Here is a 22839-nt window from a genome sequence, read left to right as displayed (position 1 = left end):
ATCACATCTGTGCGGTAGCCGGTTCCTCCTGCGGGGAGCCGGCTTCCGGCTCGTCTCTGAACTTGGCGCGCTGGACCTTGGGAAGGCGCTGCGGCCACCAGAACCACGGGCCGAGCAGCCGGGCCAGCGGCATCACCAGGAACAGTCGCACGATCATCATGTCGAAGATGAGGCCGATGCAGATGGTGGACCCGGCCTGACCGATGTTGACCACATCGCTGGACAGCATCGCCAGCATGGTCCCGGCCAGCACGAACGCCGCCGTGACCGCTACGTTGCCCGAGCCCGCGATGGTCCGGATCAGGCCCGTCCGTATCCCGGCGGAGAGTTCTTCCCGGTATCTGGAGAGCAGCAGCAGGTTGTAGTCGCAGCCGACACCTACCAGCACGATGAACGCGATGGGCAGTGTGAGCCAATGTAATTCGACACCTATCAGCGTTTCCCAGATGAAGGCGGCCAGCCCGAGGGAGCCCAGGAAGGAGAGCACCACGGTGATCAGCACGATCACCGAACCCGCCAGGGTCCGGGTGATGACCATGACGATGAGGAACACCAAACCGAACGTCGCCAGCATCATCGTCAGGATGTCGTTTTTGGAGAACGCCTGAACATCACGGTAATTCGATGATGCTCCGGCCATCATCAGGGTGGCCCCCGACAGCGACGTTCCCTTGATGGCCTCGTGTGCAGCCGATTCCGCGCGCTGAATCTGATCGATGCCTTCGGGGCTCATGGCTTCGCCGTCGTGATAGATCAGGACACGGGCGCCCGTGCCGTCGGGCGTCATCATGAACTTCAAGCCAACCTGAAAATCGTTGGTCTTGAAGGACTCCGGCGGCATGAAGAAGAAGTCGTCGTTCTTCGCGTTGTCGAATGCCCTACCCATGTCGACCATCGGGTCGATCATCGGCTCCAACTGCGCGATGGTGGCGTGGAAGAGGCTTTGCATCGTCAAGGTCAGCTGCTGCATGACGGCCATGTTCTGCACCGTCGCGTTGAGCTGGGCGATCATCTGTGGGGTCGCGGCGTCGACCATGCTCAACCCGTCGACCATGGGGCCCAGTTGCGAGGTCGCTTCGTCGATGTTGTCGATCGACTCGTTCAGTGAGCGCATCGCCCAACAGACCGGGATGTCGAAGCAGTGCGGTTCCCAGTACAGGTAGTTGCGCAGCGGCCGGAAGAAATCATCGAAATTGGCCAGGTTGTCTCGGGTCTTGTCCATCGCGACCTTCAGCCCCTGAGAGGCCTCCATGGACATGTGGGTGCCCGCGGACAATTGACTCGTGATGTCCGACATCTTCTTGGTGGCGTCCATCATGTCGCCCATCCGGGCGGCCATGGTGTCGACATCTGCGACGCGGTCTTTCAGGAACCCGAGATTCTGACCGATCTTGGTTCCCATGGAGCCCATCGCGTAGGGCAGTGACGCGTGTTCCAGCGGCCGTCCATTGGGACGGGTGATGCTCTGCACCATAGAAATACCCGGCGTGCGCACGATGTTCTTGGCTACCCGGTCCAGGCTGATCATGTCGGTGGTGTTGCGCATATCGTGATCGGCCTTGATGTACAGGGTGTCGATGGAGAGCTGGCTCGGCTGGAAGTGCCGGTCTGCCGCCGCGTAACCCTGGGAGGATTCCACGCTCTTGGGTGCGTAGTCGCGATCGTTGTAGCTCACCGTGTAGGTGGCCAGGTTGGCAATGCACAACGGGATCACCAGTGCCGCAACCGCAATCATCGCAGCGGGCCATTTGGCGATGGCGGTGCCGAGCTTGCGCCAGACGGGGCTGGTCTTGGCCGGCTCGGACAGCCAGGGCACCTTGCTGCCCAGGGTGAGCAGCGCTGGCCCCAGGGTCAGCGCCGCGATGACGGCGACGACCATCGCCACGAAACACGGCGGGCCCAGGGTGCGGAAGTAGTCGAGCGTGGTCAGACTCAGGCACAGGCAGGCGCCCGATATCGCGATACCCGAGCCCAGAACGACATGGGCCACACTGCGTACCGAGGTGTAGTACGCCGTTTCCCGGTCTTGTCCGGCGCGCCGGGCTTCCTGAAAGCGGCCCAGGTAGAAAATTCCGTAGTCGGTGGCGACACCCAACACCAGCGATACGGCCATGTTCATCGCGAACGACGAGATGCCGATGACGTGATTTTCGACCAGCAGTGAGACGACACCACGCGCCGTCGCCAGGGTGATCAACACACCGAAGAGCGGGATGATCGCTCGGGTGATCGACCGGTAGGCGATCAGCAGCATGATGATGATCACGACGATGGTGACAATCGTCAGGGTGACCATGCTCTCGTCGGCGGCGTTGAGAGTGTCCGAGGCCAGAGGCGCGGGGCCGCTGACGTAGACCTTGAGTCCCTCGGGTTTGTCCTTGTCGAGCTTCTCGACGATGCCGCGGATGGCCTTGATCGACCTGTTCGAATCGGCGTCACCCAGGTCTCCGGCCGGTCGCACCGTCAAGGTCGCGGCCTGTGCATCGGCGCTCTGCTGACCCGACCGGGTCACCGGATCGCCCCACAGATCCATCAAGGACTGGACGTGCTCGTTGTCTTCGAGCAGGGCACGGACCATCTGGTCGTAGTACCGATGGTCTTGTTCGCCGAGCGGGCGGCCCTCGGCCTCCAGCAAGATGACGGCCATGCTGGTGTAGTCGGATTCCTTGAAGTCCTGCCCCTGAGTGATCGCCGCCGCCGATGACGGCGCGTCGCGCGGAATCATCGCCTTGGCGTTGGCTGCCGTCGTCTCTTCTAGGGTCGGCACGAAGATGTTCAGGGCCGCGGCCGCCACCACCCAGAAGATCAACACCGGAATAGCAAGCACCCGTAGCAATCTGGCGGGCAGCGGGTGCTTCTGCGGTTCGGTCGGAGGCGCGGGGTGCGGTACGGGCTGAGGCGGAACCGGCACCGGACCGGTGTCCTCGTCGTTCGCGGGTGGCTGCTGTCCCGGCGTCATGCTGCCGTCACCGTGCATGCGACTGCTGCGCTGGCATGGTCGACGACCTGCTCGTCACGAACCTCGCCATTGACCCGAATCCGGCACCCCAGCGAGTCGCCGTCGACCTGCGCGACCAGGCTCAGCGATGCTGCCGAGGACATCGTGGTCTCGGAGACCGACCACGGCAACGAGGTCAGCACCACGTCAACCGGTTCGCTGTTGAGGTTGGCATAGGACACCTTCCCGCCGTTTCCAAGGTTGCCGAAAAGCTCATACGTGACGGCCTTGGGGTTGATCTGAACAACCGTCGCGGGGATGGGTCGCACATCCGACGGATGACTGATGGCCTGCGATTTCTCGCGAATCCGGTTGACTCCAAAACCCACGATCGCGATGACGACGAGCGCTACCAGGGGCATCCACAATGTGCCGAGAATTCGCCCGGTACGGCCACGGGACTGTTGGTGTCGACTCATAGCTGAGGACGCCCTGCTGGGACGGGATGGATAGCGGACACGCGATCCTCCTTGTCGCTCGTCATCGTTGTTACCTTCGGTAACATAGCCCTTGTTACCGAAAGTAACAAGTCGGCTAGACTGTCGACTCATGGAGGCAGCCTCGACGTCCGGCGTGGGCTCGCGTCGACCGTGGGCGGAGCGCCGCGAGCACCTGCTGGATACCGCCGAGCAGTTGTTCTTCGAGCGCGGCTTCGCCGCGGTGTCATTGGGTGATATCGCCCAGGCGGCGGGCGTCACCAAGCCCATCGCCTACCGCCACTTCACAACCAAGGACGGCGCATATCTGGAATGCGCGCGGCGCGCGCAGGCGGACTTCGCGCAGACGCTGATACAGCGGGTGGATCCCACGCTGACCGTGCGCGACCAGTTCGCCACCGCCGCCGACGTGTTCTTCGAGCTCTTGGAGACTCATCCCGAGCGGTGGGAACTTATCTACGGCAGCGCCGCGGTGCTGCCGTCCGAATCGCGCGAAGAACTCTCCACGCTGCGGTTGGACAACATCGAGACCACCTACGCGCTGATCACCAAGGATCATCCCGAGGTACCCAAGCTTTTCGCCGAAGGACTCTCGCACGCCATGTCCGGTGCGGCCGAACGCCTCGGGCATTGGTGGCAGTCCCGCCCCGACCTGGACCGCCAACACATGATCGACATCTACGTCGAGATCTTCTACGCCGCGGTGGCTCCGTACCTCGATACACCGCAATCGACAACTAAGGGCTGACCGGTCCCGCGCGGGCCCCGGCACGAGCCGGCCCCATACCGAACCGCCCCAGCATCACCCGAACAGCCACGGTGACAACCACATCGAGCTCCTCAACCGCACAGCTCGTAACGGCGGCGCCCATCTTTCGAGCAACTTTGTCCGCCTCCGCACATGCAGGGGCAGTCCCGTAGAGCGCGTGCTGCGCGCCGCTGAGCGCCGAAAGGTCCGCTGCGGCCTGCGCCCGATGCCGCGCCACCACGGCCGAGCCCACCGCTGCGGCACCTGCGGTCAGCGCCAACAGGACCACCATCATCGCCACCGCGACGATGGTCGCGGAACCGTCTTCAGCCCTCGGGTTCCATCGCCGAAATCGACTCGGCAGCAATCGTAATGGCCGGCAGGAGCCGACTCTTCGCCGTGACCCGTGCCAGCGCGTAGTCACCATCGCGCCGAAACTCGACCATGGCGCCCTGCGGAGCGATCCGCCGCGCGGCCGATCTCGCGTCTGCATCGTCACCACGTGCCACCAGCCTGGCCGCCTCACGCGAGGCGTCCACACAGCGCACCTGCATCGACACCGCCTGAATCCCCGCGGCGCACAGCAGAAGTACCGCCACCAAAGCTGCGATGCCGAATGCGGCCTCGACGGTGACGGCTCCGGTGTCGTCGCCTAAACACTGGTGTTGAGGGCGCGCGTGATGATGTTGGTGAGCGCACTGACGATCGAGTCCCCGGTGACCACCGTGTAGAGAATCGCCCCGAACGCCGCCGCGGCAATCGTCCCGATGGCGTACTCCACGGTTGACATGCCGTCCTCCGACTCGACAACCACCACCATGCGGCGGCGAACCGCCGCCATTATGTTGTGCATCAATGGATTCCCTCCCTTTCCGGCCCGTAGCCGTTCTACGGGTCACAGCACACCGTCGCTGAACACGTCACGCGCCAATCCCATGACGACAGGCACGATGCCCAAGCAGACAAATGACGGCAGAAAACACAATCCCAGCGGCGCGCCGATGAGCACGCCGGCCCGTTCCGCCGTGGCCACCGCCGAATCCAGGGCGTCCCGACGACATTGCGCGGCCAGCGCGGCGACACCTTCGGCCATCACCGCGCCGGAGTCCGCCGAACGCCGGGCCAGTCTGGTCAGTGCCTGCCTCTGTTCATATCCCAGGTCGTCCGGCGCCCCGCTGTCAGCCCAGGCCATTGATGACGGTGCACCCAGCGCCAGCATCTCCCCTGCGCGGCTGAGGATCCGAGCAAGCTCGGATGGTGCGGAAGACGCCACCACCAACGCGGCACTCGCCACCGGCATCCCGGACCGGAGGCATACGCTCAACATGTCGAGGCTGAACGCCATTCCCAAGAGCCCCTTTTCATCGACGTCACAGCCGCCGGTGGCAGCCGGATGACCATGCGAACTCCTCGCTCGGGCACGCAATGCCCTGGGCGAGATCATGATGGCCGCCGCAAGGATCAACAGCGCTGCGGTCATCTCAGTGCCTTCCCGGTGATTCGATCGGACCACAGCAGACCGACACACGCCAGCATCACTCCGACGACGAGTAACGCCCCGCCCGCGCCGCCCGAGCACAGCACGGTCAGCGGTCTGGCTCCGATCATCTGTCCTAATCCGATGCCCGCTACCGGCAAGCCCGCGAGGACTGCCGCCGTCGCTCGCGGCCCAGCAAGTCCTGCGGCAACCCGCGCGGTAAACCTCTGCCGTTCTTGAAGATCCGTCTTGCAAGCGGCGAGCAGATCGGCGATCGCCAGGCCGTGGCGCTGCGCCAGTGTCCAGCCGCGACTGATTCGACCCCATTGCGACGAAGCCGGTCCCGATCGCGGCACGACCGGGTCAAGATTGACCCCCAGCCGTGCACGTGCGGCCACAGCGGCGAACACCTCGCCGGCTGTTTCCCCGAGTTCCGCCGCGGCGGCTTCGAACGCGCACACCGGGTGGACGCCAACCCTGAGTTCACCGACGATCACATCGAGCCCGGACTCCATGGCGATCAGTTCTTCCGATTGGACCTTCGATCGGAGACGACGGCGCCACCGCACACCCAAGGTTGCGCCCGCAACGCCCACCGCCAGTACCACCGAACAGGGCAACAACCACACCGCCAGCAACCCCAGGCCGCCCAGTGGCGCCGCCCAAAACTTCCAGCTCCATCGCGTGGGACTCGGACCACCCCGCTGTCCCCGGTGCGAGCGCCTCTGCGGCGTAACGAATAACGCCAGGGCAAGCAGTAGCAGAGCATGTGCTGTCATGCCGCCCTCCGCGCTATCAACGCATCCAGCAGCTCCGCGCCGGGACCACGCCCCCTGTCGACGTTCCATGCGGGCGTCACCCGCGCGATTCCATCCTCACTCTTACAGACCACCGCAATCTCGGTGAGTCGCCGAATGTTTCCGAGTCGCCTTATATGACATACACATTGAATCGCTGCGGCAAATTGTGAATGGAGCGCGGCACGGTCAAGCCCACCGAGTGCGCCAAGTGCCTCCAATCGCGCGGGAACCTCTGCCGGCGCATTTGCGTGGACTGTGCCGGCGCCGCCGTCATGACCGGTGTTGAGAGCGGTGAGTAGTTCGACCACCTCAGCGCCGCGCACCTCCCCCACCACGATGCGGTCGGGCCGCATCCGCAGCGCTTGACGCACCAGCTGGCGTAGCGTCACCTCCCCTGCCCCTTCCACGTTGACGGCACGCGCCGCCAACGTGACCACATGCGGGTGACGAGGTGCGAGCTCTGCGGCGTCTTCGGCGCAGATAATGCGTTCCGATGGGTCAACCGCCCCGAGTAACGCGGATAACAACGTGGTCTTTCCCGCGCCAGTGCCCCCGGTGACCAGGAATGCCAAGCGGGCCGCCAACATCCCGCGAAGCAATCTTCCAGCATCCTCGGCAACCGTGCCGTCGGAGATGAGCTGGTCCAATCCCTTGACGGTGGGGCGTAATACACGCAGCGAGATACATGTCCCGCCAGTCGCTATAGGGGCCAGCACCGCGTGCAGGCGTACCACCGAACGCGGAGGCCCAACGCCACTCAGCTGCCCGTCGACGAACGGCTGCGCATCATCGAGGCGCCGGCCCACCGCGAGAGCCAGGCGTTGGGCGAGGCGGCGCACCGCCGCCTCATCGGCGAATCGAACTGAGGTGAGCCGTAACCCTTTACCGTCATCCACCCAGACCCGATCCGGCGCGGTGACCAAGACGTCGGTTGTGCCCTCGGCACCCAGCAGCGGTTCGAGTATGCCGACACCGGTCAGCTCACTCTGAAGCTCCTTTATGTTGTGCAACACATCGCTATCACCCAGTACCCCACCGGATTCAGCGCGTATCACCGCCGCCACCGAGGTGGGTAACAGTGCCACGTTCTCGGTGGCCAGCCGTTCGCGGACACGGTCGATCAGTGATCCCGTCACGCCGCCACCCCCTTGCCCTCATGTGACACCAGTGCCAGCACCGACCGGGCCGCACCTGCAAGGGGTGAACGTCGCGAGAGCCGCAGGCCGCCGTTGTCGAGTCGACTGTGAAGATTCGGTTCGGGCCTCATCGCGGCGATCAGTGGCACCCCGACGATGTCTGCCACCTCGGCCGGGCGCAGTCCACTGGGCGCCGGGCCGCGCACGACAACACCGATATTCGCGTTGACGTTCTGGACCGCGGCGGCCACAAGCGCCGACGCAGCGCACGCCCGTACTTCAGCCGGTGTCACGACGACCACCAGATCAGCGCGCTCCAGTGCCGCCATGCTTGTCGCCCCGAGGCGCCGCGGAAGATCAACGACCACCGGAACTCCGGCTTCCCGTGCACTGTCGATCACGCCGCCGATCGCTTCCGGGTTACCTCCGCCGCCGGCCCGATCGCCTGACAGGACAACAAGTCCACGGCGGTGTGGCAGTGCACGGCGCAGGGCATCGAAGCGCACTCGCCCGCTGCGCATGTCGACATCCGGCCAGCGCAGACCGGCGATGTCCTCCCATCCGAGCAGCAGATCGATTCCGCCGCCATACGGATCCGCGTCCACGATCAGCGCGCCGCTGGGCGCGCAAAGACCAATAGCCGCACACAGAACAGATGCTCCGGCACCTCCACGGCCACCCACCACCGCGATCACCGGGGCACGCCCTGTCGCGGTAGGCGCCGGTATCGAGGAACACGCATCGATGAGCGCGGCCTCATCCTCGGGCAAGGTCAGCACCTGCTCGGCACCCACCGCGACCGCCCGACGCCACGCCTCGTTCGTCGGCTCGTCTCGGCAGATCAGCAAGACCCGCGCCCGCCGGGGCAGCTGCGCCACGGCATCAACCGACGGGTCCGTGCCGTCGAGCACGACCGCACCCGCCCGAGCCCAGGCCTGACGGCTGATCGAACCCGCATCGGTAGCGACGATCAGAGGCCGGCCCGTCGCGGCGACGATCCGCTCGATCTCGTTGCCGAGCCGTCGGTCACTCACGGCGACGACGATCGGTTCCCCCACACGCTCCTCCACGCACTCCACCATCGAGGTTGCGCGCCGGGCGGGCCAGAGCCCTCGTCGAGATTGTGGATGGATGCGGATCTGTGGATAGATCCGCATTGAACCGCAAAAATCGGTGATGAACGTCCCCAGAAAAGAGGACGACCCTCGCCAGGGGGGGAGGAGGCGAGGGTCGTCGTGCATCAGCCCCGGGGGGTCGGGCTGAGACACACTCGGCATAGCCGAGTAACCCCACTATACACACGAACCGGGTGAGGGTGGCAAGACCAATCAGCCGAAAAAAGGGAAAGAAAGGCAACCCTTCTTCTGGCATCTAGGCGTTACCAGACCACCCCGGCTGAACTGCGACTTTCCAGATGGACGCTGCACCGCCGTCGGCGAGATCTATCCTCAAGCTGTGACCGATCACGCAACGGCACCCGGACCCTCTCCTTCTCTTGAAGACCGGGATGCCGCGGCCATCAGCCAGCCCGCCGGCGCCGAACCGGCTCCCAAAACGGCGGCCTTCTTCGACCTCGACAAGACCGTGATCGCCAAATCGAGCACGCTCGCCTTCAGCAAGCCATTCTTCGACCAGGGCCTCATAAATAGACGAGCCGTCTTAAAATCAAGCTACGCGCAGTTCTTCTTCTTGCTGTCCGGCGCCGACCACGACCAGATGGACCGCATGCGCACCCATATCACCAACATGTGCACGGGCTGGGATGTCGAGCAGGTGAAGGCGATCGTGGCCGAGACGCTGCACGACATCGTGGATCCCCTGGTGTTCGCCGAGGCCGCCGATCTGATCGCCGACCACAAGCTCTGCGGCCGCGATGTCGTCGTGGTCTCCGCCTCCGGAGAAGAGATCGTCGCACCCATCGCGCGCGCCCTTGGTGCGACCCACGCCATGGCCACGCGCATGGTCGTGGAGGATGGCAAGTACACCGGAGACGTCGCCTTCTACTGCTACGGGGAAGGCAAGGTCGCCGCAATCCAAGAGCTCGCCAAGCGTGAGGGCTATCCGCTGGAGCACTGCTACGCCTACTCCGATTCCATCACCGACCTCCCGATGCTGGAGTCTGTCGGTCACCCGACAGCCGTGAACCCAGATCGCGCGCTGCGCAAGGAATCTATGGCGCGGGGATGGCCGGTGCTGACGTTCTCGCGGCCCGTCTCGCTCGGCGACCGGATACCGGTTCCGTCCGGCGCCGCGGCCGCTACCACGGCAGCCGTGGGCCTGAGCGCGATCGCCGCTGGGGCACTTACCTATTCGTTGATTCGCAAGCTGCGTCCGTAGTAGTGCACACGTGTCACTTTTGGCGCGCGCGTAACAATACGATGACCGTACGAATTGACCCTTGATGTGACTCCCGTCTCGGTGTAGAAAGTAGGTACGGAAGCCCGACGAGGCCAAGGTCGATCCGGAAGAGAAGGACCGATCTCCCGAAGCGGGAGTCCCAGCACGGACCACGGCACCCACGCGGAGCACGCCGCGACAAGGGCAGAAGCGTTGTGGGCCTGCGTAATCGCGAACAGTGACAACTCATCAGACTTCTTGGGTGAAGTCCGAGTTAGAAGCGTCGTGAAATCGCCGAGGCCACCCACACAACCCACATTGCACGCTTGGTAACCGGAGGATCCGTGCTAACGGGCGGCGGGCCGATTCATTCGGACCGTCGCCCGTTTTTATGTCCGCACCGCGCCCGTCAACCGGCCGCAGTATCGGCAATCGATGTCGCTTCGGCCGCCCCGGCCGTTAATGCCTCGCAGCAGAAGACAATCCACGCAGCAATGGCGTCCGGTGTCCCGACTGCGAAGGCCAGGGACAGCTCCCGATACTTGCCGGACTGACGCATCCACATCACCTCGGGCACGCCGAGAGCATGCGGATCAAGACCACGCGACACCGTCACCAATCGGGACGCGGCACGTGCGACGACGCCGTCGGCAGAGCCAAATGGGTTCAGCGCCAACAGCTCACCATGCGTCACCGCTGCGAGAATCGGCGCCGGCACCGAGGTCCCGCCCGAGATCAGTTGCGCCAAAAGCTCTAGACGATCGGTATCGACGCCGGGGCGTGGGCGCCCCAGGGTGTCCTCGTCCGCCATTCCGGTGGCGGCCAACACGTGTAGACGTGCCAACGCCTGCAACGGCGCGCGCGACCACACCGCCGCAAGCTGTGTCAGCGCATCGCCGTCGAGCGCCTGTCCTACACGCAGTGCGCCGGCCAGTATCGGGTCTTCTACCGCACCATCGGCACTCAGCTTCATCGTGCCGCCGTCCAGTGCCGACGAGGACCTAGCCGCTCGTACCGCCGCCTCTGCCGCGGTCACCGGCCATCCACGCAGATTGGCGCGGTGCCGATGCACCTTGCTCAACGCATCACGGGCCGATTCGGCGGCTTCGGATACTCCCGGCAGGGTCGCCAACGGCGCGAGTGGGTCAGTCATGATCGATCAACAGTACTCAACGCCTATCGCAGCGCCTTGCGCTCCTCGCGCCGGATCCGCTGCTGCTCCGGGTCAGGAACCGGCACCGCCGCCAGCAGCCTCTTGGTGTAGTCATCCCTGGGCGCTGTCAATACCTGTGTATCCGAGCCGAATTCGGCGAGGCGCCCGTGGTTGAGCACCGCGATGCGGCTCGCCACCAACTCCACCACCGCCAGATCATGGCTGATGAACAGACAGGCGAAGCCATGCTCGCGCTGCAGCTCGGCGAACAATTCCAGCACCCGCGCCTGCACCGAAACGTCAAGCGCCGAGGTCGGTTCGTCGGCGATCAGCAGGGTCGGCTCCAGCGCCAGTGCCCGTGCGATGCCGACACGCTGACGCTGCCCACCGGAGAGCTGATGAGGGAAGCGGTTTCGCATGGCCGCAGGCAACTGCACCTGCTCCAGCAGCGTCTTGACCCTGCTTTCCCGCTGGGTACGATCCATCTCGGTGTGCAGCGTCAGCGGTTCGGCGATCGACTGGCCGATCGGCCAGCGCGGATTCAGCGAGGATCCCGGATCCTGGAAGACCACCCCGACCTTGCTCCGGATATCGCGCAGCTGCTTGCGATTGGCGGCAGAAATATCTTGTCCGGCAACACAAATGGTGCCAGAAGTCACCTTCAACAGCCCCACGGCGGCCCGGCCGATCGTGGATTTCCCCGATCCCGATTCGCCGACGAGGCCGACCACCTCACCCCTACCGATGGAGAAGGACACATCGTCGATGGCCCGGAAGCTTCCGCCCTTGCCCGGGTATTCGATGACGGCGTGCTCCACGCTCAGCGCCAGATTGGTTGGCGGTATGGAGGATTCATCGCTCTGGTTCAGTGTGGCGCCCAGGTGCGGCACCGAGGCCAGCAGCTGCTGCGTGTACGGCTGCTGCGCACGATGGAAGATGCCCTCGGCATCGCCCTCCTCGAAAACCTCTCCGTCCTTCATCACCATGATGCGGTCAGCCATGTCCGCGACCACACCCATGTCGTGGGTGATCAAAATGATGCCGGCATCGATGCGGTGCCGCAGATCGCGCATCAGGTCCAGGATTTCGGCCTGGACGGTCACGTCCAGTGCCGTGGTGGGCTCGTCGGCGATGAGCAGCCCGGGGTCCAGGGCGAGGGCCTGCGCGATCATCGCGCGTTGGCGCTGCCCGCCGGAAAGCTGATGTGGATAGTGCTTGACCCGTTTCTGCGGCTCGGGCATGTCAACCAGTTCGAGCAGCTCGATGGCACGATCACGTGCTTGTCTGCGCGTCATCTTCTTGTGCGCGCGAACGGCTTCGGCGATCTGCCACCCGACGGTGTACACCGGGTTCAGTGCCGTCATCGGCTCCTGGAAGATGACGGCGACGTCCTTGCCGCGCACGGCGCGCAGCTCGTCATTGGTGGCGCCGAGCAGTTCGGAGCCGTTGAGTTTGACGCTGCCACCAACCCGTGCACTCGAGGGCAACAGCGCCGGTATCGCCATGGCCGTGGTCGATTTTCCCGACCCGGATTCGCCGACGATGGCGAGCACCTCACCCTTGGCCACCGCTAAGGAGACACCCTTGACGGCCGGCACCCACTGCTTGTCGACCTCGAAATCAACCGAGAGATCCCTGATCTCCACCACTGCATCTGCGGACACCCGGACCTACCTCCTCCGCGGATCGAGCGCGTCGCGGAGGGCATCGCCCACCATGATGAAGCCCAGCACGGCGGCCGAGAGGAACAGCGCCGGAACGATGACCAGTCTGGGCGTGGTGGCGAAGCGGGACTGCCCATCGTTGATCTGCAGCCCCCACGAAATTTCCGGCAGCTCCAACCCGATACCCATGTAGGTCAGCGTGGCTTCTGCGGCGATGAAGCTGCCAACCGCAATGGTGGCGTACACGAGCACCGGCGCCAACGCGTTGGGCAGTATGTGGCGCAACAGGATTCGCCAGGTCGGTGCCCCAAGCGCGATGGCGGCCTGGACGTAGTCGCTCTGCTTGATGGTCATCACGCTGGAGCGCACCAGCCGCATGGAGGTCATCCAGCCGAAGACGATGAGCGCACCGGCGACGCTCCAGACCGTGCGATGACCGACCACCGACAGCAGGATCATGCCACCCAGAATCGTGGGAATGCCATAGAAGACATCGGTCAACCGCGACAACGCGGAATCGGCGAAGCCCCCGAAGTACCCGGCCAGCGCCCCGACGACGACTCCGATGAGCAAGACACCCACCATCGCGATGAGTCCGATCGTGAGCGAGACCCGGGCCCCGTACACCACATTGGCGTAGTAGTCGCACCCCTGCAGGTCCGTGCCCAGCCAGTGAGCCGCGCTGATTCCCTTACGGGCCTGATAGAGGTCGCAGTCGCGCGGGTTCTTTCCGAAGGTGAACAGCTGCGGGGCCAACGCCATCAACACCAGGACGGTCAACAGAATCGACCCGGTGATGAAGAAGCCGCTGCGGCGCAGGTACTTCCACGCATTACCCCACAGATCGGCCTGCTCTACCAGCGATTCGGCAGCGGCGTCGGGGCCCGAGACCGGACCCGGGGCGTGTATCGGGTCACTCATAGCGAATCCTCGGATCCAGTAACGCATACAAGATGTCGACGACGAGATTGAAGAAGATGTAGAAGAACACGATCAACGTCAGGATGCTCACCACGACGGCACCCTCCTGGTTTCGCACGGCATCGAACGTCGCACGGCCCAGTCCGGGAATGTTGAACACCGATTCGGTGACGACGGCGCCGGCCAGCAGTGCGCCCACGTCGGCGCCGATGAACGTGACAACGGGAATCAGGCTGTTACGCAGGGTGTGCCGCAATAGAATGCGCGGTTCGGAGATGCCCTTGGCCCGGGCGGTGCGCACGAAGTCGGCATCCATCGTCTCCAGCATCGAGGTCCGGGTCAGACGGGCGACATAGGCCATGGATAGCGAGGCCAGTACCAGACCTGGCAACAAAAAGCTGTACCACCCGTCACGGATGCCGGCGATGGGGAACCAGCCGAGCTTGAATCCGAACAGGTATTGCGCCAGGAAGCCGAGCACGAACACTGGCATCGAGACCAGCAGGGTCGTCGTGACCAGAACCAGGTTGTCGTAGAACGATCCGCGGCGCACCGCACACAACACTCCGGCGGTGATGCCGATGATCGTCTCGAAGGCCACGGCCACCACCGTGAGCCGCAAGGTCACCGGTAGGCGCTGCGAAACGGTCTGCGCGACAGGACGTTCCTGAAAGTCGGTGCCGAAGTCGCCGTGCAGGAAGCCCACAATGTACTTGCCGTAGCGCACCAGGAACGGATCGTTGAGATGGAAGCGCTCACGCAGTTGCGCCATCACCTCGGGGGTGAACGGACGATCTCCTGCAAGCGCACGAATGGGGTCGCCCGGCAATGCGTACACCAGGCTGTAGATGAGCAGAGAGGTGCCGATGAGTACCGGGATGGCCAGCAGCAGCCGCTTCACGACGTACCGGAACAGGCCCGCGTTTTGCCAAAGCCTCCGAACGTCCAGAATTTTGGTGGTCACTGGACGACCTCCACATCGGTGTATTCGATGCAGTCCTGGATGCTGATCTTGACATTGCTCACCCGCTTGGAGTGCACCGCCTGGTTGACCTCGTAGAACAGCGGTGCGGCCGGAAGGTCCTTGAACAACAGGTCTTCGGCCTTCTGATACGCCTTGGTGGCCAGTTCCACGGTCGGCTGGTTGTTGCCCTGGCGCAGCAGCTCATCGAACGCCGGATTGCTGTAGAACACGTAATTCGATCCGGCGGGCGGCAGCGCGACTGTGCCGTACAGCGACTCCAAGAAGTTGTAGATCGACGGATAGTCCATCACCCAGCCCGACCGGAACGGACCCGTCATCCCCTTGCTGTCCTGCAGCGGCAAGAACTGCGACCAGGGCAGGCTCTTGAGGGTGTAGGGCACTTTCAGGTTGGACTGCAATTGATTTCCGATGGCCTGCACCCAGGACAGCGCCCCGGTGCTCGACGAGCTGTACCACAGCTCGATGGGCTTGCTCCGGTCGAAGTGGGCCTCGTCGAGCAGCTTGTTGGCCTCGTCGACATGCAGTTCGCACAGCTTTCCGCACGCCCCCTTGCGGTAGCCGTAGACCACCGCCGAACCGTAGGAGGTGGCCGGAGTACGGGTGCCGGAGAAAATCACCTGCGTGATCGCCTCGCGGTCGATGGCCATGGAAATCGCCTGGCGCACACGCACATCGCCATATCGCGGGTCGTACATCGGGAAACCCAGCGAGGTGATGTCCGGGCGGGGACGCTCCAGGAAGGCCGATCCGAATTCGGCCCTGGCGTTTTCGTAGGCGGAATCGGGCAGGTCGAGCTGGATGTCGAGGGCCCCGGCTTGCATATCGGTGTAGGCGGTCAGCCCCTCGGTGTACACCCGCCAGATCAGGCCCTTGGCCTTGGCCTTCTTGTCGCCGGCGTACTGGTCGTAGCGGCTGAGTGTGAACCCGACGCCGCGTACCCAATCGCCGTCCGCCTTGAACGGACCGTTGCCGATGGGATGCACCCCGAACTTGGCCGGGTCCCGATAGAAGGCCTTGGGCAGCGGCAGGAATGCGGTGTACCCCAGCGTCATCGGGTAGATCGCGAACGGTGTGTTCAGCCGCACCGTGAATGTCACGTCGTCCACGACATGCAGACCGCGCATCTGCGTGGCCCGCGGGGGGATCTTGTTTTTCGGATCGCCCTGCAGATCGTCGAACCCGTCGACGTTGGCCAGGAAGCTCGAGGAGCCCTGCGCGTTGGTGCTCAGGGCGGTGTAGTTCCACGCGTCCACATAAGACTGTGCCGTCACCGGTTCGCCGTTGTGGAAGGTCCATCCGGGCTTGAGCTTTATCGTCCAGTTGACGTTGTCGTGGCTGGTGATCGATTCGGCCACCCCGGTGTATTCCACGGCCGCGGTGTCGTTGTTGAACTCGACCAGGGCGGTGAATAGCGAGCGCAGAATCCGACCACCCTGATTTTCGGTGGTGTTCCCGGGGACCAGGGTGTGCTCGGGTTCGGTGATGTACATGCTGAAGTAGCCCGGAGGCGCCGGCGTCACCAGGTCACCGCAGCCGGCGGGAAGGATCGCGGCAACGCCAACAAGCAACGCAACGGCCAGTTGGCGGAATCGCATGCTCACCCTTCCCTTCGGTAGCTGAAATAGGTAGGACGAACCATAGGCGGGTAACGCGCCGATGTCTCTTCATCGACACACCGCCGCGCCAGGATCTGCACCGCGGGTGCAATTACTTCTCGGTAACCGAGACCGCCCACTAGGCTTTGCCTGGGACCTGTCTAGGGCAGAAAGGCCAGATCAGATGACCGAAGTCAGCACCGAGCCGGACAGCTATCCGCCGTCGCCGGAGTTCACCGCGACGGCGAATGCGACCGCCGACCTCTATCAGGCGGCCGAGGAGGATCGACTCGGGTTCTGGGCGCGGCAGGCGGACCGCCTGCACTGGCAGGAGCCCTTCGGCGAGGTCCTCGACTGGTCGGACGCCCCGTTCGCGAAGTGGTTCGTGGGCGGCAAGCTCAACGTCGCGTACAACTGCGTCGACCGGCATGTGGAGGCCGGCAACGGTGACCGCGTCGCCATCCACTGGGAGGGCGAACCCGGCGACACCCGCACCATCACCTATGCCGAACTGCTGGCTCAGGTGAGCCAGGCGGCCAACTACCTGACCGAGCTCGGTTTGGTTTCCGGTGACCGGGTGGCCATCTACATGCCGATGCTGCCCGAGGCCATCGTGGCGATGCTGGCATGTGCGCGACTGGGCCTCATGCACTCGGTGGTCTTCGCCGGATTCTCCGCCGCAGCGTTGCGCGCGCGGATCGACGACGCCCAGGCCAAGCTGGTCATCACCGCAGACGGTCAATGGCGCCGTGGCAGCGCCGCCCCATTGAAGGCCGGTGTCGACGAAGCACTGGGCGGCGAGCCGAGTTCGGTCGAACATGTTCTGGTGGTGCGCCGCACCGAGATTCCCGTCGACTGGACCCAGGGGCGCGACCTGTGGTGGCACGAGACGGTGGCAGAGGCCGACACCACCCACGTACCTGAGGCATTCGATTCCGAGCATCCGTTGTTCCTGCTGTACACCTCGGGAACGACCGGCAAGCCCAAGGGCATCGTGCACACCTCGGGTGGATACCTGACCCAGACCTCGTACACGCATTTCAACATCTTCGATCTCAAACCCGAGACCGACGTGTACTGGTGCACAGCCGATATCGGCTGGGTCACCGGCCACACCTACATCGTCTACGGTCCGCTGTCCAACGGCGCCACGCAGGTGGTCTACGAGGGCACACCCACCTCACCGAACGAGCACCGGCATTTCGAGATCATCGAAAAGTACGGTGTCACCATCTATTACATCGCCCCCACACTGGTGCGGACGTTCATGAAGTGGGGCCGGGAAATCCCGTTCGCGCACGATCTGTCGAGCCTACGACTGCTCGGCAGCGTCGGCGAACCGATCAATCCCGAGGCCTGGCGCTGGTACCGCGAGGTCATCGGAGGCAACCGCACCCCCATCGTCGACACCTGGTGGCAGACGGAAACCGGCTCGGCGATGATCTCCCCGCTACCCGGTGTCACCGACACCAAGCCCGGTTCGGCGATGCGTGCCTTGCCCGGTATCTCGGCGAAAATCGTGGACGACGACGGGAATCGGCTGGAGCCCGCGAGCGGCGACGAGCCGGTCACCGGTTATCTGGTGCTCGATCAGCCGTGGCCGTCCATGCTGCGCGGCATCTGGGGCGACCCGGAGCGGTTCAAGGAGACCTACTGGTCCCGCTACGCCGAGAAGGGCTGGTACTTCGCCGGGGACGGCGCACGCTACGACGGCGATGGCGCCATCTGGGTGCTGGGCCGCATCGACGACGTCATGAACATCTCCGGTCATCGGATCTCTACCGCCGAGGTGGAATCGGCACTGGTCGGGCACGACGGTGTCGCCGAGGCCGCCGTCGTAGGAGCCTCCGATGACACGACCGGTCAGGCCATCGTGGCGTTCGTGATCCTGAAGGCCAGCCATACCGTCGAGGGCGACGAGCTTGTCTCACACCTGAAAGCCCAAGTTTCCAAGGAGATTTCACCCATCGCCAAGCCACGCGAGATTCACGTGGTGCCCGAACTGCCCAAGACCCGCAGCGGCAAGATCATGCGCAGGCTACTGCGCGATGTGGCCGAGGGACGCGAGCTGGGCGACACCTCGACACTGGTAGACCCCAGCGTGTTCGAGGCGATCAGGGCCAGCAAGTAGCTAGCCGACCGGGGTGAAACCCACTCCGGCGGTTCGGTTCTTGGCGTTGATATCGGCCAACACGGTGTTGATCGAGTACGTGGTGGTCGGCGTGTGCAGCGGGATGTATTTGACGATGCACACCGGCAGCTTGGTGGCGGCACCGTGAATCATTCCGACCAGTTGTCCGTTCACGGTGACCGGCGCACCCGAGTCCCCGGGCTGTCCGCAGACCTGGTTGATGAAGGTGCCGGGTTCGGCCCCGGCGCCGAAGGTCACACCGCATGAGTTGCCGGTGGTGCGCCCCAGCTTGCACGCGATGTCACCCGGCTGGGGGTCTGGTCCGATTCCGGTGATGGTGAATCCCTTGTAGGTGTTCACCGGCTGCACCTTCTCCGGGTCGAACTGGATGGTCGCGTAGTCGTACTGCTCGTTGCCGTTGACGAACTTGCCGAGCACGCCCTTCTTGGGAAAGTCCTCCGAGGCCACCTGCGAACCTGCGCCGCCGCAGTGCGCCGAGGTGAATCCCACCAAGTTGCCCTTGTTGTCGTGGCCGATCGTCGTCAGCGTGCACAGGGTGTCGCCGTTGATGATCAGGCCGGCGCCCCCGCCCATGGGCACCTTGTCATCGGCGCCCGCGGCGGGAGCCGCGGCGGCCGGAATCACGCCCGCGACGAGGCCAAACAGCACCATCAGGACCGGCAAGACGTACCGCATACGCCGCCCGGGTGACCTCATGTCATGCAGCCTTTCTCATTCCGGCCGCATCTCATCCCCCGTCGGCCACGCCTGCCGTCATTCTAATCAAGATTCACACTGGTCACTTCTGTCACAGTGCTATCGATTGGGTAACAACGCCCCCAGGCCAGACGCGCCGCGCCCCCGGCGCCACCGACGTGGCAACATAGGCCGGACGACATCACACCGGACCCGCGAGGGACACGGAGGGAGCACAGTGAGCAGCCCTGGAAGCCGCAACTACCGCACAGACAGCAATGGTGTTCCGATCACCGTCGCCGCCATCCCACTGTCCGATCCGAATGCGACCGGCACCGGCGAACCCACCATTGGCAATCTGGTCCGTGATGCAACCACTCAGGTTTCCGCCCTGGTGCGTGCCGAGGTGGAGCTCGCCCGCGCCGAGGTCATCCGGGACGTCAAGAAGGGCGTCGCGGGCAGCATCTTCTTCATCGCGGCCCTGGTGGTCCTGTTCTACTCGACGTTCTTCTTCTTCTTTTTCGCCGCCGAGGTACTCAAGGTGTGGCTGCCCGCCTGGGCCGCCTACCTGATCATCTTCGCCGCCATGGTGTTCGTCGCGATCCTCGCGGTACTGATCGGCTATTTGCAGGTCAGACGCATCCGCGGGCCCCAGGCAACCATCGAGAGCGTCAAGGAGACACGCACCGTCTTCGCCTCACGTGACGACGAGGCTCCCGCACTGACGAAGTCGACCAAACCGGCCGACCCGTCGGGCTGGTAACCACCTGACGTCGGCTCGGCACCGACACATCCATGCTGTTCGACCAGACGGCCCGTCACCCTGATCCGTCCGTGGTCCGCATCGTCGGGCCGTGGCGCCATTTCGACGTACATGCCAACGGAATTCGCTTTCACGGGGTGGAAGCCGAGACCCCGGACGCCTCGACCGTCGCCGTTACCAGCAGACCGCTGGTATTGCTCCTGCACGGATTCGGCTCGTTCTGGTGGTCCTGGCGGCATCAGCTGCGTGAGCTGACGGACGCCCGGGTGGTGGCCGTCGATCTGCGCGGCTACGGGGGTAGTGACAAACCTCCGCGCGGCTACGACGGTTGGACATTGGCCGGAGACACCGCCGGGCTGATCCGCGCCCTCGGTCACAGCTCGGCGACGCTGGTGGGGCATGCCGAGGGCGGACTGGTCTGCTGGGCCACCGCCAACTTGCATCCACGCCTCGTCGACGCCATCGCGGTAGTCAGCTCGCCGCACCCGATCGCCTTACGCACATCCACATTCCGGGGAACCGGCCAGGGTGGGGCGCTGCTGCCCTCGCTCATGCGTTACCAGATGCCGATCCTGCCCGAGCGCACCCTGACACGTCACCGCGGCGCCGAGCTGGAACGTCTGGTGCGCTCGCGCGCGGGCGAGCAGTGGACCGCCACCGACGATTTCGCCGACACCATCAAGCACCTGCGCACCGCGATCGCCATCCCCGGTGTGGCCCATTGCGCACTGGAGTATCAGCGCTGGGCGGTGCGCAGCCAATTGCGCAGCGAAGGCTGGCGTTTCATGCGCTCGATGAATCGTGAACTGTCCGTCCCCATGCTTCACCTGCGCGGTGAGGCAGACCCCTATGTGCTCGCCGATCCGGTGCACCGGTCGCTGCCGTACGCACCCAACGGACAGTTCGTGGCGCTACGCGGGGTGGGCCACTATGTCCACGAGGAGGACCCGGCCACCGTCAACGAACACCTACGGGGCTTTATTGGGCGCCGGTGACTGCGGACCGCTGACGGGCTGCTCCGGTGACTTGTTGGCCTCGGGCGCGGAAATGCAGCTGCCGGTGGCGACGGGGTCGACAAGGTCGGCCTTGGCGAGCTGATCCTTGACCTGCTTGGCCGTCAGTGCGAATCCGGTGTCGTCATCGTCGATCGCCGCCCCGAACACGACGCCGAGCACGCGACCTTCGGTGTCGATCAGCGGGCCGCCCGAATTGCCCTGCAGCACTGAACCTCGCACGGTGTACACCTCGCGGGTCACCGTGGTGGAGCGGTAGATGTCGGGGCCGTTCAGTTCGATGATCTCGCGCACGCGCGCCGGTGTCGCCTTGTAGTTTCCGCCGCCCGGGTAGCCCAGCACGATGGCGTCGTCACCTGTCTTGGCGGGCTTGGGCGCGAAGACCAGGGGTGCCGCCGGCATGTCCGGAACCGCGAGGATCGAGATGTCGGCGTTCGGGTCGTAGGCCACCACGGTGGCATCGAAGGTCTGCCCCGCCGACTCGACGGTCACGCTGTTGGTGCCGGCCACAACGTGCGCGTTCGACATCACCCGATGCGGGGCGATGACGAATCCGGTTCCCTCCAGCGATTTTTGGCAGCTACGGGCGATGCCCTTGATCTTGACGACGCTCGGCTCGGCGCCGCGCACCACCGGCCCGTCGGCCAGGGCTGTGTCGGGCGCGTCCACCGCGGCGATCGGCGTCTTGCCGAACGGCTGCAACACACTGGGCAACCCGGAGGTGTCCAGCAGCTTCGACAGGTCGTTGGGCACCTTGCGCAACTGGTCCGGGGCGTACTTGTCGACCTGGCTGAGCACCTTCGAATCACGCGCCGCCGCAGAGATATTCGGCTGATTGGAGCTCTGCATCGGGATGGACAGCAGCCACGCGGCGACCAGCACCGCGGCCACCTGCAGCACCACCCCGATCACCGAATCGCCGGCACGCAATGCGCGGTTCCTGATCGCGCCGCGCATGGCTCGGCCCAGCACCACGCCCGCGACCTCGCCGATGACCACCAGCACCAGGATCAACAGCAAGGAGGCGAACAGCTTGGTGCGAGAGCCTTCGATGTTGGCCACCACATGTGGGGCCAACATGATGCCGGCCACCGCTCCCAGGATCACCCCGACGAAGGACATCAGGGAGCCCAAAGCGCCTGAGCGCCATCCGGATACGGCGGCGATGAACGCGACGGCTATGACACCGATATCGAGCCACTGCGACGGATTCAGATTCATACCGACCCTCCCAGGTGCTCGGCCAGCAGCTCATCAAGATCACGAAGGTTACGAGTGTCCCACGGCTGGGCCCAGCCGGACACCTCGAGCATCGCCGAGATGATCTGACCGGTGAAGCCCCACACCAGCATCCCCGGGAGCAAGAAGGCGGGGCCGCTGTAGCGGATGCCAAATGTCTTCTTGGTCACCATGATCCGATTCGCCGGGTTGACGAGGTCGCCGATCTTGACTCGCGATACCTCGGCGGTCTCGCCCGGGTCTACGGCCAGGACGGGACCGGGATCCGGCGAGTACGCGAGCACCGGCGACACGTGGAAACCGGACGGTGGGATGAACAGCGGGTCCATCACCGTCAGCGGTTGCACACGCACCGGGTCGAGTCCCGTCTCCTCCTGGGCCTCACGCAAGGCGGTCCCTACCGGTCCTTCATCGCCCGGGTCGGTGGCACCTCCTGGGAACGAGACCTGGCCGCTGTGCTGCCGCAGGGTCGACGCGCGCACCGTCAAGAGCAGGTCCGCATCGGTCGGGTCGGTGACCGCACCATCGGCGGATACGAGCACAAGTACGGCCGCCGGACGGCCGGACGACGGCAGCTTGCGCGCCCGGAGCACGGCCTTGATTGCCGGGTGCACACCGCGGCCATAGACATCCTTGACACCCGCGGCGTTGTCCACCAGCGGTCGCATCCAGTCGGGGGCAGCGCCGGGCGTCAGCGGTGCCGTCGCCAATCCTCTGCGCGCCAACGGCTCATCGGCAGTCACGAC

21 protein-coding genes and 1 pseudogene are annotated in these 22839 nt (G+C 64.7%); 5 read left to right on the top strand and 17 right to left on the bottom strand.

The genetic code is table 11. The features are described from left to right. Nucleotide 1: 1 nt before the first annotated feature. Both MYCSP_RS02010 and MYCSP_RS02005 read right to left on the bottom strand, forming a co-directional pair. Nucleotides 2-2959, bottom strand: a complete 2958-nt coding sequence (locus MYCSP_RS02010; RefSeq protein ID WP_088415379.1) for an MMPL/RND family transporter — start codon at nt 2957-2959, stop codon at nt 2-4. Continuing rightward, nucleotides 2956-3360, bottom strand: a complete 405-nt coding sequence (locus MYCSP_RS02005) for an MmpS family transport accessory protein (RefSeq protein ID WP_088413091.1) — start codon at nt 3358-3360, stop codon at nt 2956-2958. Before MYCSP_RS02005 ends, MYCSP_RS02010 begins: the two co-directional genes overlap by 4 nt. Before the next feature lie 187 nt (nt 3361-3547). On the opposite strand from MYCSP_RS02005, the gene MYCSP_RS02000 reads away from it, so the two are divergent. Next, the gene (locus MYCSP_RS02000) at nt 3548-4183 is read left to right on the top strand and encodes a TetR/AcrR family transcriptional regulator (RefSeq protein WP_083017369.1); all 636 of its coding nucleotides are present in this window, start codon (nt 3548-3550) and stop codon (nt 4181-4183) included. On the opposite strand, the gene MYCSP_RS01995 is transcribed toward MYCSP_RS02000, so the two are convergent. From MYCSP_RS01995 to ssd, 7 genes are read right to left on the bottom strand one after another with little or no spacing between them, the layout of a single operon-like run. After that, complete coding sequence (locus tag MYCSP_RS01995) at nt 4173-4610, bottom strand: Rv3654c family TadE-like protein (protein WP_234809185.1); 438 nt, start codon at nt 4608-4610, stop codon at nt 4173-4175. The genes MYCSP_RS02000 and MYCSP_RS01995 overlap by 11 nt on opposite strands. Further along, a complete protein-coding gene (locus MYCSP_RS23450) occupies nt 4510-4794 on the bottom strand; it encodes a TadE family type IV pilus minor pilin (protein ID WP_234795563.1) in 285 nt (94 codons plus the stop codon). The genes MYCSP_RS01995 and MYCSP_RS23450 overlap by 101 nt, the downstream gene beginning before the upstream one ends. Nucleotides 4795-4835: 41 nt before the next feature. Then, the gene (locus MYCSP_RS01990) at nt 4836-5027 is read right to left on the bottom strand and encodes a DUF4244 domain-containing protein (RefSeq protein ID WP_083017468.1); all 192 of its coding nucleotides are present in this window, start codon (nt 5025-5027) and stop codon (nt 4836-4838) included. Between the two features lie 51 nt (nt 5028-5078). Continuing rightward, nucleotides 5079-5663 (bottom strand): type II secretion system F family protein, encoded by a 585-nt coding sequence (locus tag MYCSP_RS01985; RefSeq protein WP_083017367.1) that lies wholly within the window; start codon nt 5661-5663, stop codon nt 5079-5081. Then, nucleotides 5660-6439 carry a type II secretion system F family protein gene (locus MYCSP_RS01980; RefSeq protein ID WP_083017365.1) on the bottom strand — a complete coding sequence of 260 codons (780 nt, stop codon included), beginning with the start codon at nt 6437-6439 and terminating at the stop codon, nt 5660-5662. The genes MYCSP_RS01985 and MYCSP_RS01980 overlap by 4 nt, the downstream gene beginning before the upstream one ends. Then, complete coding sequence (locus MYCSP_RS01975) at nt 6436-7596, bottom strand: TadA family conjugal transfer-associated ATPase (RefSeq protein ID WP_088413089.1); 1161 nt, start codon at nt 7594-7596, stop codon at nt 6436-6438. The genes MYCSP_RS01980 and MYCSP_RS01975 overlap by 4 nt, the downstream gene beginning before the upstream one ends. Continuing rightward, nucleotides 7593-8666, bottom strand: coding sequence for a septum site-determining protein Ssd (gene ssd / locus MYCSP_RS01970; protein ID WP_088415377.1), 1074 nt, complete (start codon nt 8664-8666; stop codon nt 7593-7595). The genes MYCSP_RS01975 and ssd overlap by 4 nt, the downstream gene beginning before the upstream one ends. Before the next feature lie 478 nt (nt 8667-9144). On the opposite strand from ssd, the pseudogene MYCSP_RS01960 reads away from it, so the two are divergent. Further along, nucleotides 9145-9933: pseudogene (locus tag MYCSP_RS01960) on the top strand (HAD-IB family hydrolase); the annotation flags it as partial. Nucleotides 9934-10342: 409 nt separating this feature from the next. On the opposite strand, the gene MYCSP_RS01955 reads toward MYCSP_RS01960, so the two are convergent. Genes MYCSP_RS01955 through MYCSP_RS01935 form a run of 5 tightly spaced genes read right to left on the bottom strand, consistent with a single transcriptional unit; the run spans nt 10343 to nt 16251 of the window. Next, on the bottom strand, nt 10343-11086 hold the full coding sequence (locus tag MYCSP_RS01955) for a Fic family protein (protein ID WP_070912349.1): 744 nt from the start codon (nt 11084-11086) through the stop codon (nt 10343-10345). Nucleotides 11087-11109: 23 nt separating this feature from the next. Then, nucleotides 11110-12735 carry an ABC transporter ATP-binding protein gene (locus tag MYCSP_RS01950; protein ID WP_088415375.1) on the bottom strand — a complete coding sequence of 542 codons (1626 nt, stop codon included), beginning with the start codon at nt 12733-12735 and terminating at the stop codon, nt 11110-11112. A 21-nt stretch (nt 12736-12756) separates the two neighbouring features. Continuing rightward, entirely contained in the window at nt 12757-13671 is a 915-nt protein-coding gene (locus tag MYCSP_RS01945; protein WP_083019477.1) for an ABC transporter permease, read from the bottom strand. Next, a complete protein-coding gene (locus MYCSP_RS01940) occupies nt 13664-14635 on the bottom strand; it encodes an ABC transporter permease (RefSeq protein WP_070912347.1) in 972 nt (323 codons plus the stop codon). The genes MYCSP_RS01945 and MYCSP_RS01940 overlap by 8 nt, the downstream gene beginning before the upstream one ends. Beyond that, the gene (locus MYCSP_RS01935) at nt 14632-16251 is read right to left on the bottom strand and encodes a peptide ABC transporter substrate-binding protein (RefSeq protein ID WP_088413088.1); all 1620 of its coding nucleotides are present in this window, start codon (nt 16249-16251) and stop codon (nt 14632-14634) included. Before MYCSP_RS01935 ends, MYCSP_RS01940 begins: the two co-directional genes overlap by 4 nt. 184 nt (nt 16252-16435) lie before the next feature. On the opposite strand from MYCSP_RS01935, the gene acs reads away from it, so the two are divergent. Then, the gene (gene acs / locus MYCSP_RS01930; RefSeq protein WP_083019473.1) at nt 16436-18382 is read left to right on the top strand and encodes an acetate--CoA ligase; all 1947 of its coding nucleotides are present in this window, start codon (nt 16436-16438) and stop codon (nt 18380-18382) included. Here the strand turns inward: acs and MYCSP_RS01925 are convergent, their stop codons facing one another. Further along, nucleotides 18383-19078, bottom strand: a complete 696-nt coding sequence (locus tag MYCSP_RS01925; RefSeq protein ID WP_083019471.1) for a chymotrypsin family serine protease — start codon at nt 19076-19078, stop codon at nt 18383-18385. It lies immediately after the preceding gene. A gap of 238 nt (nt 19079-19316) precedes the next feature. Between MYCSP_RS01925 and MYCSP_RS01920 the strand changes: the two genes are divergently transcribed. Together MYCSP_RS01920 and MYCSP_RS01915 are read left to right on the top strand one after the other, a co-directional pair. After that, entirely contained in the window at nt 19317-19841 is a 525-nt protein-coding gene (locus MYCSP_RS01920) for a phage holin family protein (RefSeq protein WP_070912343.1), read from the top strand. Between the two features lie 32 nt (nt 19842-19873). Continuing rightward, on the top strand, nt 19874-20836 hold the full coding sequence (locus MYCSP_RS01915; RefSeq protein ID WP_083019469.1) for an alpha/beta fold hydrolase: 963 nt from the start codon (nt 19874-19876) through the stop codon (nt 20834-20836). Here MYCSP_RS01915 and marP read toward each other — a convergent pair. After that, on the bottom strand, nt 20810-22075 hold the full coding sequence (gene marP, locus MYCSP_RS01910; protein WP_083019467.1) for an acid resistance serine protease MarP: 1266 nt from the start codon (nt 22073-22075) through the stop codon (nt 20810-20812). The genes MYCSP_RS01915 and marP overlap by 27 nt on opposite strands. After that, nucleotides 22072-22836, bottom strand: a complete 765-nt coding sequence (locus MYCSP_RS01905) for an NUDIX hydrolase (RefSeq protein WP_083019465.1) — start codon at nt 22834-22836, stop codon at nt 22072-22074. Before MYCSP_RS01905 ends, marP begins: the two co-directional genes overlap by 4 nt. Between the last annotated feature and the right edge of the window lie 3 nt (nt 22837-22839).

The sequence above is a fragment of the Mycobacteroides saopaulense genome (genome assembly GCF_001456355.1).
Classification (GTDB): Bacteria; Actinomycetota; Actinomycetes; order Mycobacteriales; family Mycobacteriaceae; genus Mycobacterium; species Mycobacterium saopaulense.
The sequence above is the reverse complement of the archived record's forward strand: the minus strand, read 5'-3'. Positions and strand labels throughout refer to the sequence as shown.